The organism is Calothrix sp. NIES-2100 (assembly GCF_963875285.1).
Lineage (GTDB): Bacteria > Cyanobacteriota > Cyanobacteriia > Cyanobacteriales > Nostocaceae > Aulosira.
On record NZ_CAWNLA010000001.1, the window covers coordinates 3,517,301 to 3,533,841 of the forward strand.

A 16,541-nucleotide genomic window follows, 5' to 3' on the forward strand; every position below is an offset into this window, starting at 1 on the left:
AAAATTTAAAATTGGAAGTCCCAAGGGTGAAAATTTGCCTGACACACCCTACAATTTCAGGTTAATGTTTTCAGATATCGACTCAGCAAGAGTTTTCAGGTATTATTCGTGACCAAACAAGACCAAAAACCCACTCGTTCTTTCGCTGGAATTGCTGGCATTGTTGCCATAGCGACCTTAATTAGTAAAATATTTGGTTTAGTAAGGCAGCAAGCGATCGCTGCGGCTTTTGGTGTAGGTGCTGCTGCCACTGCCTATAGTTATGCTTATATTATTCCAGGTTTTTTATTAATTTTACTCGGTGGTGTTAATGGGCCGTTACACAGTGCCATTGTGAGCGTTTTAGCGAAGCGTAAGCAAGAAGAAGCGGCTCCGTTAGTGGAAACAGTAACAACCTTAGTCACCGGAGTGCTGTTAATAGTCACCTTCGCGCAAGTTTTGTTTGCGGATGCGATCGTGGATTTCGTCGGTCATGGTTTAAAAGAAACCACCAGAGCGATCGCCATTCAACAGATCCGCATCATGGCTCCAATGGCTTTATTTTCTGGCTTAATCGGCATTGGTTTTGGTACTCTCAATGCTGCTAATCAATATTGGTTACTCTCCATTAGTCCCTTACTTTCCAGTATCACCGTTGTTATCGGCATTGGAATTTTAGCTTTGCAATATGGCAAAGATATTATTCTGCCAGAATACGCTTACATCGGTGGCATGATGTTAGCTTGGGGAACCTTAGCCGGAGCAATTCTCCAATGGTTAGTGCAATTAATTGTGCAGTGGCGGTTAGGACTAGGCACATTAAAGCTACGTTTTGATTTTAAATCTCCTGGTGTTCAAGAAGTGATTAAAATCATGACACCGGCAACCATTTCTTCGGGAATGATGCCAATTAACGTCGCCACAGACCTTTACTTTGCCAGTCCCATCCCCGGTGCGGCGGCTGGATTTAACTATGCCAATCTGCTAGTGCAAACTCCTTTAGGGATTATTTCTAACATTATTTTGTTACCCCTATTACCAATGTTTGCCAAACTTGCAGCCCCTGAAAATTGGATAGAACTCAAATTACGCATTCGCCAAGGATTGCTACTTACCGCCTTTACCATGTTACCGCTAGGGGCACTGATGGTAGCTTTATCTGTTCCCATCGTCCAAATAGTCTATGAGCGCGGCGCTTTCAAGCAAGAGGCTACACAGCTAGTTTCTTCATTACTGATTGCTTATGGTATTGGGATGTTTGCCTATTTAGGGCGTGATGTTTTAGTCCGAGTCTTTTATGCATTAGGCGACGGTCAAACACCTTTTCGGATTAGTACCTTTAACATCGTCCTCAATGTTGTACTAGATTTGTTTTTCGTGAAACCTTTTGGCGCTCCCGGTTTAGTCTTAGCAACAGTAGGTGTTAATTGTAGCTCCATATTAATGCTGTTATGGATACTCGATCGCAAACTTAACGGCTTACCTTGGCGTGAGTGGAGTCTCCCAATCATCGGTTTAACTGGTGGTAGTATCGTCTCTGGGGTAGCTAGCTATGCTGCTTTAGTCGGTTGTCGCCAGGTATTCACATCAGAAAATTTACTGATTCTGCTGTTAGAATTATCTATATCTGGCTTAGCGGGAATTGCTGTGTTTGCCATCTTTGTCTCATGGCTAAAAATACCAGAGGTGAATAATTTTATATCTCGTCTGCGTCAGCGGTTTTTAAAGAAATAACTGTTGTGGGAATACCATTAATCGCCCCAATTTAAAAAAAGAATACCACACATGCATTTGTAGGGGCGGGGTTTCCCCCACCTGTGTCAACTTAATGCGAAAGCCTTATCAGGACTTGATTTTGCCTCAAATCGTCTACCATCAAGATCCGCGTTACCCCACCCCGGCTTTGCTGACGCAAAACCTCCCCTCCCCTTACCAAGGGGAGGGGATTGAGGGGTGGGGTAAAACGTATATCGGGTAAGCGTTTGAACTTAAGTTGACACCAATGGGAAACCCCGCCAATGAGAGGTTTCCCCAAAAATTCCGAATTCCTAATTATCAAACTAAGCTATCACCAAAATATCAGCATTAGTCATCGTTAAGCCGCTACTGAGAGACGCTATCTGAACTTGTGCTGTACCACCAAGCCCATCTTGGTCAAAGAAGAGTGCGCCGCTAGTTTTGTTATAGATAAATCGATGGCTAGTAGTTGTAGCCGCTGTACCGATCGCAAACCGTGTTGCTGCTAGTGTACCAATAACCAACCCACCACCAAAACCGACAGCAGAAACAGCGATCGCATCATCAACCACGCTGAAATCGGTTATTTTGTCAATATCTTCAGTGCGAGAATTGAAGATAAACCTATCTGCACCACTACCGCCAGTTAGGGTATCATTTCCCGCACCGCCAATCAGGGTATCATTGCCACTATTACCAATCAGGTTATCATTTCCCGTGTTACCAATCAGGCGATCGCTCCCAGCCTTACCAATCAGCTGATCATTCCCCTCGCCGCCATCAAGAGTATCATTTCCCTCGCCGCCATAAAGGAAATCAGGATCTACACCGCCAACTAAATTGAGAGTATTGGCAATTTCAATAATACCCTTAGAATTACTAGTTTGAGGAGCATGACTCCAACCAGTGCTTCCCAAATAGATAAAGTCCCTATTTACGTCAGTAATAGGAAATCTTGGTGCCCAATTTTGATAAGCAGTTTGCTCACCAATCCAGGTATATGTGCCTTCTTTCCCCGCATCAGAAAGACCAATCCACGGATTTTGACTAGCATACTTTCCTGAGAGAAAAGTTTGTTCGGCGGCATCATTAATAGTAACCAGATTACCGCCAAAACTTTGGGCTTGTACTTGCGCTTGACTCCAACTGCCAGATTTTGATAACAAATAGGTCTTACCCCCAAAGGTAACTGCGTCGCCAGGTTCATAAATAGTTGCGATCGCCTGATTGTCGCCTAAAATAGCATTGGTAGGCTCAGTAAGATTGACAAAAAAGCTTTCTTGTGTAATTGTGTCAGCATCCTTGAGGATAGTTACACTAATTGTTTGTACACTCTGCCCAGGAGCAAAAGTCAGCGTCCCACTTGTAGCTTTGTATTCACTATTGGCAACTGCTGTATTATTAGACGTACTGTATTGCACAGTCGCACTACCACTGTTATTACCATAGCGCCGTACAATAAAAACAGCTTCTTTTGTGCCATTGTTAGCTTCAACAATGCTTAAATCTTCAATCACCAAAATCGGCTTAGTGGGGTTTTTGATTTCAATAATACCCTTAGAATTACTAGTTTGAGGAGCATGACTCCAGCCAGTAGTTCCCAAATAGATAAAGTCCCTATTGACATCAGAAACTGGAAATCCTGGTGCCCAATTTTGATAAGCAGTTTGCTCACCAATCCAGCTATATGTGCCTTCTTTCCCCGCATCAGAAAGACCAATCCACGGATTTTGATTAGCAAATAATCCTGCTAAAAAAGTTTGCTCTTTAGTATCATTAATAGTGACAAGATTGCCCTGTAAACTTTGAGCTTCTGCTTGCGCTTTACCCCAACTACTAGCCGCAGAACTGAGCAGATATATACTATTACCAAATGTGTAAATTGTTCTCCCAGTCATATCAGGGATGGGAACAGATAGAGCAGTAGGAATCTCGATAATGCCCTGAGAATTACTAGTTTGAGGAGCATGACTCCAACCAGTAGTTCCCAAATAGATAAAGTCCCTATTGACATCAGAAACTGGAAATCCTGGTGCCCAATTTTGATAAGCACTTTGTTCCCCAATCCAACTATATGTCCCTTCTTTACCCGCATCAGAAAGACCAATCCACGGATTTTGACTAGCAAATAAACCTGCTAAAAAAGTTTGTTCGGCGGCATTATTAATAGTAACGAGATTACCACCAAAACTTTGGGCTTCTACTTGTGCTTGACTCCAACTACCTGCTTTTGATAATAAATAAGTGTGTCCGCCAAAAGTGAATGCATCAGTAGCTTCAGCAATTGTGCCTGTAGCTTGGCTATCTCCTAAAATAGCATTGGTTGGTGAACTAAGATTCACAAAAAATTGTTTACCACTGATTGCTTCACCATCATTGCGGATAGTGACATTAATAAGTTTTACTTTCTCCCCAGGATTAAAAGTGAGAGTACCACTGGTATTAACGTAATTGATTCCAGGTAAGGCAGTAGCTTGATCGCTGATAACAGTGTTATAGTTTACTTTAATAGGCTGGCTGCTACTGCCAAAAACCTTGACCCTAAATTGTACTTGTTTAGTACCGCTTGCGGGTTCAATAATCCCCAAATCTTCAATCACCAAAATTGGGGTAGTGGGATTTTTGATTTCAATAATACCCTGAGAATTACTAGTTTGAGGAGCATGACTCCAACCAGTGCTTCCTAAATAGATAAAGTCCCTATTTACGTCAGTAATTGGAAATCCTGGTGCCCAATTTTGATAAGCACTTTGCTCACCAACCCAAGTATATGTCCCTTCTTTAGCAGCATCAGAAAGACCAATCCAAGGATTTTTATTAGCAAATAAACCAGCCAAGAAAGTTTGTTCTTTGGCATCGTTAATAGTGACAAGATTACCACCAAAAGTCAGGGCTTCTGCCTGAGCAACACCCCAAGTACCTAAAGCAGATAGGAAATAAATGCTATCACCAAATATGAAGATTTGTTTTGTTGTTAAATCTGGCATATACCAATCCTAGATAGATGAATAAGGGGTAACCAGTGCTAATTAAAAACAGTGATTTTCCCCCTCTACTTATGTATCGGGTAAGATACGAAAAATCATGCACCCTCACGGAAAAGAAACTTAGATCCCCGACTTCTCAAAGAAGTCGGGGATCTAAATTTCTCAGCGCCGATTTCACTTAGAACCAAATCGAGAGTTAATTAGCAAAGATTGACCATCGCTAGAAGCAGCATAAGTTAGAGGCTTAGTTTTCCGAAGTTTAGCTGCACCTTCAGCCACTAACGCTGGTGAGGAAACCTTTCTTGTTAGTGTTTGTAGAGCCTCAATTCTTTCGGTAGCAGGTGGATGGACATCTATCGATGGGTTTGGAACAGGTATCCGTGCTAAAATTTCCATCGCCCTGAATGCGCCCTTTGGATCGTAACCAGCTTTGACCATGTATAAATAACCAAATTCATCGGCTTCACTTTCCTGGCGACGACCTAATTGAATTTGTTGTTTATTGAACTCTTGTTGCTTTTGAGCAATTATTTGTTGTTTTTGTTGTTCAATTCTGTTGGGGTCAGGCTGACCTTGGGAATTGAGATATAAGTAAGCTCCAGCTTGTATTGGTACTTTTCTGCAAAAACTACCCAAAATTACACAAGCTATTTCAACACCACCTCTCACCTCTCCTTGCTGTTGAAATTTCTGTTGCTCATCTGCAACCAACTTTTGTATTTCCGTCTCTGCTTCATTGTTCAATCTTTGCAATACTTCTGCATTGACAGTGGCTGATACAGCTAGATGACGTTGACTGTTGTGAGCTAATTCATGACCGATGATAAAAGCCAATGCGGCATCATCACCATTAATTTTGTCTAATAACCCATCATAAACAGTCACTAAATTCACATCAGAGGCAAAAGCATTATCAATATATTGATTAACTACTCGCACTCGCCAAGTGTGTTCATCAAGTTCATTAGCGCGAATCACTTTTTCCATAACACTATATACCCAAGCCCAATTTTTCACTTGAGCTTGGGCAAGTGGACGAGATTTTGATTTTTTTGGCGAGGTTTGAATTGGTATATTAGTGACTTCCTTGCAACGTTGCTGTAGTAAAGTACATCTGTTAGTTTGAGCAGCCACGGGATTGATTGATAACTGACTAATAAGACCTGATACAGGTAAAGATAAAAGGGTAGTTAAGGCGATTGAAGCTGAGCGACAAATCATTTTTTTAGTCCTTTTTTTGTAATTTAAGAAGGTTTGAACCCTTTGATTAACTTAATCGGGTAGGTTGGCATTTTTCATGCACGAAAATTTGAATAATTTTGTTGGTAAATTATTTTGGTAGGTGGATGAATTAAAAAAAGGGCACAGCATTGCTGTGCCCATACCTTGTATTGTGGTATGTTGCATCGGGTGATCCCTGGTTTGATTTGGCGATGAAATAATAAAATTTAATTTGATTTTACTATCTGCCAAATGCTCCAATACCGTAGTAACAATAATTTGCTCTACATCTTGCCATAGTTACTTTAATCTTAAATTGACTACTCCAACGTGGTCTGACTCTAACGAAAGGTTTGTCATCAGAGTCAGTGTCAGAGTCGATGAGGTTACCATCTTCGTCGTAAAGTTTTAGGTCGATATCTCGACAATCTTGATCGCATACTCCCACGATCGCATAATCTACACCGGAACGCAGATTTATAGTTATATAGTCATTTTGCTCGCTACTGAGTTGATCGACGAAAGGATCGTGTGTTAATTCGTAGTTACCACCCAAGTTTAGAGTCAAAGCACCTCGGATGAGTTGCTCGCGCACGCTGTTTAACCAATACTCATTGTTAGCAAGTGCGATCGCCGGGGTGAAAACTATCACGGTAGATATCAGCCCAAGTATCCAGTGTTTGGGTTGAGCTAGTGTTGTGTTAAATCTGGTTTTATGAATCATGGTTTGTACTGGTGTGTTTTTTGGTTCTGTATATGTATCGGGATGAATACAGATTTCCATGCACACACAGTTGAAGGAAGTATTGACGAGTAAATTTTATAACCAATTACCGACGATAACGTATGGTGCCCAGATGTAGGGATAATCTTTCTGTTTAGCGAAAAGGCTGAGTTGGGCGCGTTGTAAGGCTTCAGCTTTCGTCGCTCCTTTGTTTAATTGTTGATAAAATTCACTCATTAATTTTCGCGCTGATGAATCATCGGCTACCCAAAGTGTTGCTAATGTACTACGTGCGCCAGATTTGACTGCTATTCCGGCTAATCCTAAAGCAGCTTGTTTATCACCTTTAGCAGTTTTACAGGCACTCAGTACAAGTAATTCTATACTCTCTGGTTTGGTCTTATCTCTAGTTTTTAATAAATTATCTAGCTCGTTAATTTTGAGTTTATCTTTCCAAGTGAGAATGAAAGTTTGTTCGGGATGAGAACTAAACTCTCCATGTGTTGCTAAGTGAACTACTGAAAAAGGATGAGATTTTACCTGCTTGTCTAAGTTTATTTTAGTAAATTCTTCATCTAGAAGTTCTTGACTCTGCGGTATTTCGCTGCGAATCTCTTTGATTTCGCTTTTCACATTTTCTAGTGGTCTAAAAATTTTCCCATCGACTATATTCTCTGCTCCCACTCCCCCGATTAAAGCATTTAATTTTACCTTCTTTAAGGGTTTGGGTTCGACTAGCTGTAAACCTGGAGCTAAAGCTATAGCATAGTTTTGAATCAAATATTTTTGCTGTTCTTTGTCATAAAGAACTGACATCGGAATATTTCGCAAAGCGCCGTCTAAGACAAAAACTAATGTTTTTATCGGATTTTTTTCTAACTCAGTTTTAGCAGGTAGAATTAACCAGGAGTAAATTTTGGCTGAAGACTCGTTAATTGCTAAATTTCGATTACTCAGGGTTAAATTAGTTCGTAACTGGCTGATGGTTTCTTCAACTGCGTTTTTAGGGACAGTAGTTGTGTAATGTCGAATTTCTGCACCGGGTAATTTAACAATTACTTCTAACCGCTCATCTAAAATAATTGGATAGATGACTGCTGTGGATTTGTCGTTTTCAACTAATTTGTCAATTGCTGTTGTGGGGCGTAAGCAGGGTGAACGTAAAAAGTTATCAATTTCAGCTATTTGCAGAGATTCTATCACTTCCCTGGCAAGTTGAATATCAGTTGCTTGGGAATTATTATCTTTCAAGAGTAAGTCAACGAAGTCTCGATACACAGGTTCTACATTCTCGCGGAATGAAAACTGGGTACTTTGATTCATTGCGATTAAGTCGGTGCGGAGCGATCGCAGGATTTTCCATGCTTGCTGATAAGCTGCGTAGACACGAAGTGGCTTGTCGTCAGACATCGCACTCTTATTTCTCCCATCTCCCTGTTGTTCTAGAATACCGCCAAGATGCCATAACCATTGATAGGCAATATCTTGAGCATTAATACTTTGAGCGATCGCCAAAGCTTGTTGAGTTAGTTTCTCAGCTTGTGTTAATTGTCCCGTTTTCTGGTATAATCCTCCTAAAGTGCCCAGTGCATAAGATTCGCCTCGCTGATCTTTAAGGTTTTGTGCTTCTGTAACTGCTTGTGCTAGTATCTCAGCAGCAGGTTTAAAGCTGGAAGATTCATGATCTGCATATTTAATCAGACTTTGGGCAAAGTTGATTTTAGCGTATACAGATGTTCTGCTGACAGGTAACTCTGCAAGCTGAGATTTAATTTCCGGTAATAAACGTGATACTGCGTCCCAATTCTTTTCCTCTATCAACAGATTGAGTAAATTTAATTGGGCGTTAATTCTTGTGGCTGGGGTTGTTGATTGAGCGATCGCTTGTTGATAATAATTAATTGCTTTTTCTGTATATTTAGCAGTTTCTTTATTTTCTTTACTGTCCAAATTAATTTGCATGTCTCTCTGGCTGCGGTATGTATTGCCTAAACTTAGTAAAATATCACTAGTAATTTGTTCCGATTTTACTCGTTTAGCAACGTCTAAACCCTGTTGTAAAACTTCCTGAGATTGCTTAAAGTCACCAACTAAGCGGCGAATATTTCCCAAACTGAGAAATCCTGTAGCTTTAACGCTGGAATCTGGTAATTTATTGAGACTTTCTGCAACGGAAATTAATGTTTTATCAGCTTGGAGATACAGCCCCAAACTTTGCATCGCTTGGGCTTGGTTAATTTGATTGCGAATTAAAGATTCTTGATCATTTAATTGTTGATAAATCTTAGCTGCTGCTTGCCAAGTGTTCAGGGCTACTTCTGTATGTCCTTGAGATAATTGTAGCCGCCCTTGGACATCTAAAGCTTGAGCGAGAATTTGTGAACTTTCGGGAGTTGAAAGTTTTGCTAATAAATTCAGACTTTGGGTAATAGCTGCTTCTGCTTCTTGCCACTGTCCTAATTGTTGATAAGCTAAGGATAGATTACTCAATGTCATGGCTGCATTGAGTTGATCGCCATTGCGGTGAAATGTAGCTGCTGCTTGTTTTAAAACATTGATTGCTTCGGCATATTTCCCAGCTTGATAGAGTGTTTGGGCTGGGGTAATTGGCGGACTATTAATGGCGAAAACGGGAGAGAGGAAGATACAGATTGATGCTGTTAATAGTGTAAGGAGAAAATGTTTGAGAATTTTCATTGTGAAGTTGGGAGGGGAGTTTTGAAACGGGCGTTACATATTTGTGGGATGGTTTTTTCACGCAGAGACGCAGAGACGCAGAAAGAATGAGGGTTTTGAGATTTTAATTTGCTGAGTTTTGCAATGCTTTGCTACAAGTTGCTGATTGTTGGGAATAAGAATCGGGTTTGACTGTGGGGACATTTGCGGTGAGGGTGAGTTGTCCTTGTTCGTTCACCATCCAGCCGGTAGCTTCTATAAGTGGTTGTGGGATTGAGGCGATCGCACTTTGGTTATTGATCGATGCTGTGGAACGATTTTCGGTTTTGGGTTTGAGGGTTACCCAATCAACTTGTACAGCGTCGGTAGTTAAGACATCTTTGGGGTTGCTGGGTAATCCACCGCGTCCAGTGACAATAAATTTACCTTCTGTCTGAGTTGGACTGTAACAACCTTCAGCGATTTGGGAATCTACGGGTACTTGTGGTAAAGCTGCTAAACCTCGGCTGGGGTCGATACTATTAATTACAACTTCGCCACTTTGTCCGAGACGGGAATCTGCGGAGATATCAACTTGATTGTTACCGCGAAATTGGGAAAAGTCGCCGGGGTTAAGACCGGAGGGGGAATATTGCGCTACAAATGCAGGGGCGTTAATTGTGATATTACCTCCAGGCCCAGCATCGGCGTTAGCTAGGATGTCGCTGTCTTCCAGAACAACAAATACCTGAGATTGGACATTGATATTACCACCGCCGCCTGTACCGTTAAAAACACTGGTTGTGATTTCGCTACTGTTGCGGAGGCGGATGTCTTTCGCATTAATATTGATATCTCCACCCCCAGATAGGATGGAGGTTGCTGTGATTTGTCCTTGGTTTCCTTGCAATTTATCAGTAATATCGATAAAGATATCGCCCGCGTTACCTGTTCCCTCACTGATACTGTTTACCCGTCCGGTGTTGGTCAGGAAAAAAGAATTCGCCTGTACTTGAATATCGCCGCCTCGTCCTGCGCCCAAAGTTGCGGATGATACATCTGCTCTATCTGTAATTGCCAAGCTATCGGTTTGCAGCAGTATTCCGCCGGCGTTACCTGTACTATTTCGTTCTGCTACGGTATAAATCTTACTGTTCCCACTGGCTGCTAATGCATCTGTAGCACGAATATGTAAAAATCCTGCATTTCCAGAACCAAGGATATTGGTAAATATGTTGCCTTGATTTTGGAGATTTAGCTGGCGAGTGTCTATAAAGATAGTGCCTCCAGATGCTTTACCTGCACCTGCTGTAGATATTCCGCCTGTATTAGCTATATTGACTGATTCTGTGGCGCGTATGGTCAAATTACCAGAGTTACCTTGAATACCGCTTTCTTGATTAGCTGCATCAAGACTTTCAAAGAAAAACTGACGACTATTTAAAGGTAATAATGATATTAGTTTTGCGAGATCGGATTCTGGATCATTTTGTAAACTTTTATATAGAGTTGCAGCATCACTACTAATAGTAGATATTGAACTGTTTCCATCTACAATATTCAAATTTTTAGTTTCAATGTAAAGGTTACCAGCACTACCTGTACCAAAACTAGATGTAGATATAATTCCACCCTGAATTAAATTGACAGAATTATCAGCATATATATTCAAATTTTCGGCACTGGCTGTGCCTAAAGTTTGGGAAGCGACAGCACCTTTATTGCTAATTGTTAATGTGTCGGTAAATATATTTACTTCACCTGCGTTTCCCGAACCAATAGAGGTGCTTGCTAATTGACTAAAATTGTCTATAATAACAGATTCTTGAGCGCGAACTGTGACTTTACCACTAGGATTTTGAGAACCAACAGAGCTAGAAGTCACTAAAGATTGATTTTGCAAATTCAAATTTTTTGTATCAATTAAAACGTCTCCTGCTACTCCATTAAGCTGAATTGCAAGTGAATTTATAGTTCCTTTATTGATTACATCTATAGATTCCCTAGCTTGAATAGACAAATTACCAGCTTTAGCCTGATTGCCTAATGTAACAATAGTACCAGCATCCTGTACTAATAATTTTTCTGTAAATATAGAAAGGTTACCTCCATTTTTTGTTCCTGTATTTTGGGTACTTATGCTAGAAGCACGAGTACCATCTTTACCAATAACATTAATAGAGTTTCTGGCATTAATTATAAGATTACCTGCTGTTTCTTGATTTATAGTTTGAAGCCCAAAAAATCCTCCATTTAGAATATTGATTGTTCCTGTTTCAATTTCTACATTACTTCCTGTAGCAGAACCAGAACTGATGCTAATTAAATTACTTTTTACACCAATAATATTAATATTTTCTGAAGCATTGATTTTGATATTGCCAACGGTAGGAGAATTAATATTTTGAGTGGCAAGAGTTCCTTGATTTATGGTGAAATTTTTAGTAGAAATTGCTATATTACCTGCTAGAGAAACAACATTGGCTTTAATTTCTATATCACCTTTCTCAGCGTTTAACTGAATTTGTCCACCATTACTGAGAATTTGAGCATTCACAAAAATATTCTTACCAGCTTCGGCTGTTAAGCCTACACCTGGGAAATAAGTAATAACTGGGGCAGAGAACGTGATATTTTCTGTCGCTTGCAAAGTAATATTAGCTAAGGCAAAATTAAAGGCATCTGCTAATATTTTTGTGTTACCATCACCACCAATATCGGCATCACTAAAAGTATCAGCATCATTTAAATCGAAAGTTTCTCCACTAGCAGCGACAATCTCAATATTTGTCGGATCTAGTAATAAAGTGCCGATATTTCCGTTAGTAGCATTGGTATTTACTAAGCCGTTGTAATCTAAAAATTGTTTACCAGAAACTTCGACAAAGCCACCATTACCAGAATTTACACCACCACGAGCGCTGATATTTCCGTAAAATTTGGTACTACCATCGCTCCAAACAATTACTCTTCCGCCATTCCCGTTATTAATAGCATCGGCGTTGATGCTGGTATTTTTACCAATAAATGTCCTTGAGGCGTTGGGAACTGTACCTTTTCCTTGAAAATCTCCGCCAATGAGGATTGTACCACCGCCACCGACAGCAGAAACGTCTATTTTGGCATTGTCTAATAAACCGATGCGATCGCCAAATATTTCTACTCTCCCACCAGGCGCGGTGATTGTTCCTGTGCTGGTGACTGTGTTTCCTAATAATGTTAAGCTTTGTCCTGTACCTACTGTTAAGTTACCTGCATTGGTGATGTTTCCCTGTGTACCAGTCTGCAAACCAGGACGGATGTTAAGTGTTAGTAGGGGTGGCGCTTGGGGGTTGGTGGTATTGAACTCTAAGCCGTTTTCAAATACTAAACTTTTGGCGGTGCTGGCGAAGAATGAACCCTTGATATCTAAACGCGCATTTGCACCAAAAATAATGCCGTTGGGATTGAGCAAAAATAAGTGAGCATTGCCCAATACGCCAAGTGTACCCAAAATTTGCGAGGGGTTGTTACCTGTAATTCGGGTGAGAATGTTGTTGACGCTGTGGGGATTTTGGAAGTAAACACCTCTACCCGCATCGACGTTAAATTCTGTGAAGCTGTGAAATAGATTTGCACCACGTTGGGAACCGCCTGTAATTTGGTCGATTTTTGGGTTGAGAGATTCTACTTTAGTTCCCAGGCTGTTATCGGGGATGACTTGGGCAAGAGTGCGATCGCTTATTGTTAATAATGATAAAAGAGTTAAGATTACGGAATTTTTAATCATTGGTACATGGTTTTTTGATAGATTTTCGCTTTGATTTTTATCTCAATTTTTTCACGCAAAGGCGCAAAGGCGCAAAGATGCAAAGGTTTTAAGTTGAAATTATTGGGCGAAGTTATAAGTTTCGATAAATTTTGCGGTTGAAATATCTGTTAAATTTACGGCTGTTAATAAGTCTAGCCAGTCTTGATTAATGATTTCATCTTTGGGGCGCTCGCGGTGGAGTTGAGCTAATTTAGTTAAGCTGTCATACCAAATATTATTTTCTGCATAAGTTAAATAATCATCTGGTTTAATATTCGCTTTTATTACTACTCTTTTTATATAGGAATCGACGGAAACGTAGTCTTCAGATATGGCTGTTTCTTCGTTACAATAAACTGTAAATATCCACCGATATTTCGTCCCTGTTTTTAAGGAATATTCTGGCTGAGGTGGTAAATTAAAGCTGATAATCCCGGCTTGACCTGAAAGGACAAAACTTTTCAAATAAATATTTCTTTTATTATCTATATCTTGTAAAGTAAATTCGGCAAACCGGGCGTTGTTAGGCAGTTCTGGCACATAAACCCAAAAAGTGGGATATGCTGATGCTGTTGTTTCTAAGGTAGATTTATCAATTGTTTCTTCTGTAAATCCTGGTACTAAAGCTACAATTTTACTCAATTGGCTAGGACATTCATTACGACCTGCACCACCTCGACGGCGACCTGTGGGAGTACCATTTTTGGGCAATCTCGGTAATTGAAAAGGTTGGAATTTTTTCTGATTAACTTTTTTGTTTATGCTGGGGTGATTTTGAGCGGTTAATATCTGCTTATTAGGAAGAATAATACTTAATAAGGGGATGAAAATCAGTAAGATATAATTGGTAATTTTCCTGTTATGCTTTTTCATTTTTCAGAAGTTTTGTGATAAATTTTTAACCAAATAGAGAGAGCGATCGCAGTTAGAAATAATCCTAATAATGCCGGAATCAAAGGTATCCATCCGGCTCGTAAAAAAATGCCAATACAGCAACCATAAATTGCCAAGATACTTGTGAAAATTCCTATTCCCAAATGCCAAGGTTTGGATAAAAACCAGGCTATAATTCCTCCTATTAATGACCATCCCCAAATCCAAGCTGCTTCATTCTCAACATTCCACCACCATAGCAAAGGTCTTTTATCTAGGACAGCACTGATAATTTGACTGACCATATGTGCTTGTACAATTACTCCAAAACTTTCTTGGTGATTGGATGTAAAAGCACTATATGGAGTTTCCCAACCATCATTATTAGCCACATTTCCCAGACCAATTAAAATAATTCTGTATTGGTGTGATTTGATAAAGTCTTCAGAAATTTTATCTTCTAAAATATTTCTGAGTGATATTGGTTCGGCAATTTCTGCCAAAGAGGGAAGAGAACGATAATTTAGCAGGATTTGATAACCCTTATCATCAAATTTTTGATAGCCGCTACTATGTTCTTTTAATTGTTTGAATTCTACATCACCAATTCGGCACAACCCTGATGGGGTGCAATCTAATGTTTTATCTTCTTGGTGTAAGTAGTGCAGCGCGAGTGATAAACTAAAGGCTGATTCGGCTGTACAAAGAGATGTTGCCGGAGTTTCACTATTTAAAAGATGGCGACGAGCAACTTTATCACGATCGTCAACGAAATCACTAAAACTCTGTCTTACTTTAGGAACTCCTGGAGGAGATGGTATACCATTATCATCCTGATTCTCTAATTTACATACAGTAAATAAGCGATCGTCTGATTGAAAACGATTCCGTAAATTTGCATTTATACCAGTAACTATGCCATCACGATACATATCTAAACCAATGGTTCGGGGTTGATATTGCTCGAGTTTTTCTAATAATTGCAGCAATGCTTGATCGGAAAGTGAATGATACCTTTGCATTCCTTTTGCATCTTGATACCGGAGATCCTTTTCATCAACAGTGACAATTAAAAAACGATCGTCTGGTTTTTCTGGTAAGATGTGCGATCGCATGTGCATAAAATGGTCAAATGCATGTAATTCTGAAGGTTGTAACCATCCGCAATAACGGACTCCCATCACCAAGCTGGTAACGATGAAACTCACTAGCAGCATGGCTATGAAAATACGCTTGCGGTTTGGAGTTGGTTGGGAAACAGGAGGATAGTTTGGCGTTGTGTCTTGCAACCCCTGCCAAGTTGGTAATTCACTGGTAGAATTTTGACAAATCACTGGTAACCAACTAGCACAAGGGTACTCATTTTCTAATCCTTGTAATCTTTCCCGCGCCAGTCGCACCGCTAGCGTCAAAGATTTACCCTGCGCTAATTCTTCTAAAAAATACTTGAGGAATTCCTGCGCTACTAGGTTTGGTACATCCTCGCGCATGACGATAATTTGCGGGATGTGTAACTTAGCCAGTTGTCGCGCTAACCCTAACCCATCACAGGAGTTGAAAATTGCTAGCTGTAAACCTTGCTTAATTGCTTTGGATAGAGCATACTCTAGCTGATTGATGCTCAAACTATGATTTTCTCGGTTTTGATTAATGTAAATCTTGGCTTGGCTATCCTTTGCTTGACTGGAACTATGTCCAGCAAAAAACAGGATATCCCAACTTTGCTGCCATAATGCATCATTAATAATTTTGCGATCTGGTTGCAATAAAAAGGTGGGTGCTATCCCTGGTAGCTGTTGTAAGAGATTTTTATCTGCATTAATATCAATTAAGCGACTATCTCCCAAAATCGCCAGTACGCGCAGTTGATTGGTAGATGTCGGCGCTCCCTCACCTACCCGCTTTGACTCTAACAAACTCAAAACTACTTCTGATTGGGGATAATCTTCGACAAATTCCCACAAATGCCAAGGTAAGCGCCACAATAAATCATCGCTAGTTTCAATGACAATCCGTACTTCCTCTGTATGACTCAGCCATGTCCGCAGTTTTTTGTCAATTTTGCGGAAGGTTTCTGCATTCAGCCAATAGTTAATCTCTGCATGTAAACGCTGACATAAACTGTATAAATCATCCTGAGAAATATTTGTTAAACTAGCAGGCTCAATCTCAATTCCACCACTGCGAGTTAAACGTTGTGCCAAAGCGTTGTATAAAAGTTTCCAGTCACGATAACAGGTAATAATTTCTGGTGCTGGTGGTAAGCTGCCAAATAATTGCTGCGCTCGCGCTCCTTCAGTCTCCCACAATTCAGCAGAAACTGACGAAAATCCCGCCTCAAAACTACCTCTGCCAAAATTGATGACAACGCGCTTACTCATTGCTATTTTACTATGCAGCTTAATCTCTACTACACATAAATTAAGTGTTAACAATGAGAACAAAAGTATAAGGTAACTCCAAAAAATAAATTATGCCGTTAAAGTCGTACGGGCGGGTTCACAAATATCTTCGATTGTTAACGGGAATCTCGGTTAACCCGCCCCTACAGACTGTTGACTGTTAACTGTGAACC

The 16,541-nt window shown here is 40.2% G+C and carries 8 protein-coding genes; 1 reads left to right on the forward strand and 7 read right to left on the reverse strand.

Annotation, left to right across the window (positions count from 1 at the left end; genetic code table 11):
• Positions 1-108 precede the first annotated feature (108 nt).
• Positions 109-1,713 (forward strand): murein biosynthesis integral membrane protein MurJ, encoded by a 1,605-nt coding sequence (gene murJ / locus AACU32_RS14620; protein ID WP_096600593.1) that lies wholly within the window; start codon positions 109-111, stop codon positions 1,711-1,713.
• Between the two features lie 326 nt (positions 1,714-2,039).
• Here the strand turns inward: murJ and AACU32_RS14625 are convergent, their stop codons facing one another.
• The 7 genes from AACU32_RS14625 to AACU32_RS14655 all read right to left on the reverse strand — a co-directional run bounded on the left by AACU32_RS14625 (position 2,040) and on the right by AACU32_RS14655 (position 16,347).
• Positions 2,040-4,703, reverse strand: a complete 2,664-nt coding sequence (locus AACU32_RS14625) for a lectin-like protein (protein ID WP_096600595.1) — start codon at positions 4,701-4,703, stop codon at positions 2,040-2,042.
• 174 nt (positions 4,704-4,877) lie between these two features.
• Positions 4,878-5,924, reverse strand: coding sequence for a M48 family metallopeptidase (locus tag AACU32_RS14630; RefSeq protein ID WP_096600597.1), 1,047 nt, complete (start codon positions 5,922-5,924; stop codon positions 4,878-4,880).
• A gap of 241 nt (positions 5,925-6,165) precedes the next feature.
• A complete protein-coding gene (locus AACU32_RS14635; RefSeq protein WP_339377893.1) occupies positions 6,166-6,708 on the reverse strand; it encodes a hypothetical protein in 543 nt (180 codons plus the stop codon).
• Positions 6,709-6,744: 36 nt separating this feature from the next.
• A complete protein-coding gene (locus AACU32_RS14640) occupies positions 6,745-9,345 on the reverse strand; it encodes a CHAT domain-containing protein (protein WP_096600611.1) in 2,601 nt (866 codons plus the stop codon).
• A gap of 103 nt (positions 9,346-9,448) precedes the next feature.
• Positions 9,449-13,072: a two-partner secretion domain-containing protein gene (locus AACU32_RS14645; protein WP_096600613.1), complete on the reverse strand. Its 3,624-nt coding sequence runs from the start codon at positions 13,070-13,072 to the stop codon at positions 9,449-9,451.
• A gap of 99 nt (positions 13,073-13,171) precedes the next feature.
• Positions 13,172-13,966, reverse strand: a complete 795-nt coding sequence (locus AACU32_RS14650; RefSeq protein WP_096600615.1) for a DUF928 domain-containing protein — start codon at positions 13,964-13,966, stop codon at positions 13,172-13,174.
• Positions 13,963-16,347: a CHASE2 domain-containing protein gene (locus tag AACU32_RS14655; protein WP_096600617.1), complete on the reverse strand. Its 2,385-nt coding sequence runs from the start codon at positions 16,345-16,347 to the stop codon at positions 13,963-13,965. Before AACU32_RS14655 ends, AACU32_RS14650 begins: the two co-directional genes overlap by 4 nt.
• Between the last annotated feature and the right edge of the window lie 194 nt (positions 16,348-16,541).